1 protein-coding gene and 1 pseudogene are annotated in these 684 nt (G+C 58.9%); one reads left to right on the plus strand and one right to left on the minus strand.

Annotated features, from left to right (window positions below):
- Positions 1–130, minus strand: a pseudogene (locus tag I6F16_RS37470) (integrase core domain-containing protein); the annotation flags it as partial.
- A 79-nt stretch (positions 131–209) separates the two neighbouring features.
- On the opposite strand from I6F16_RS37470, the gene I6F16_RS37475 reads away from it, so the two are divergent.
- Positions 210–684, plus strand: a 475-nt coding sequence (locus tag I6F16_RS37475; protein ID WP_225174773.1) for an IS110 family transposase, incomplete at its 3' end; no start/stop codon positions are given.

Below are 684 nucleotides of genomic sequence, written 5' to 3' on the forward strand. Positions count from 1 at the left end.
TCTTCCATCCGAGCCGCGAGTGTGGGCGTGCATCGTTGTAATCGGCGCGCCAGCATCCGAGCACGACGCGGGCCTGGGCCAGCGAGGTAAACAGCGTCTCGTTTAACATTTCATGCCGCAGCCGTCCGTTGATGGGGAAGACGGCCCCGCTCCCTCGGCGCCGGCGATATACTGGCGATGTACGGACCCGCTAACAGGAGCTATTCCCTATGAAAGTCGCGACAATTGGATTGGACATTTCGAAGCACGTGTTTCACATCCATGCAGTTGACAGCCAAGGCCAAGTGACCAGTCGCCAGCGCCTCCGGCGAGGCGAGATCATGTCGTTCTTCTCCTCGCTCGCACCTTGCTTGGTCGGCATCGAGGCTTGCGCGACCGCTCATCACTGGGCGCGGGAGATTCGGCAGTTTGGACACGATGTAAGATTGATTCCGCCGGCCTATGTCAAACCCTACGTACGAAGAGGAGCCAAGAATGACGCCGCTGACGCGGCCGCGATCTGCGAAGCCGTCACCCGTCCAAATATGCGGTTCGTTCCAATCAAGAGCGTCGAGAACCAAGGGTTCTTGATGCTTCATCGTACAAGAGGCTTGCTGGTCCGCCAGCGAACCATGACAGCCTGCGCCATTCGGGCTCACTTTGCTGAGTTCGGAATTATTGTCGGACAAGCCCGGCAACGGGTGG

The organism is Bradyrhizobium sp. IC4060 (assembly GCF_020193715.1).
Taxonomy (GTDB): Bacteria; Pseudomonadota; Alphaproteobacteria; order Rhizobiales; family Xanthobacteraceae; genus Bradyrhizobium; species Bradyrhizobium yuanmingense.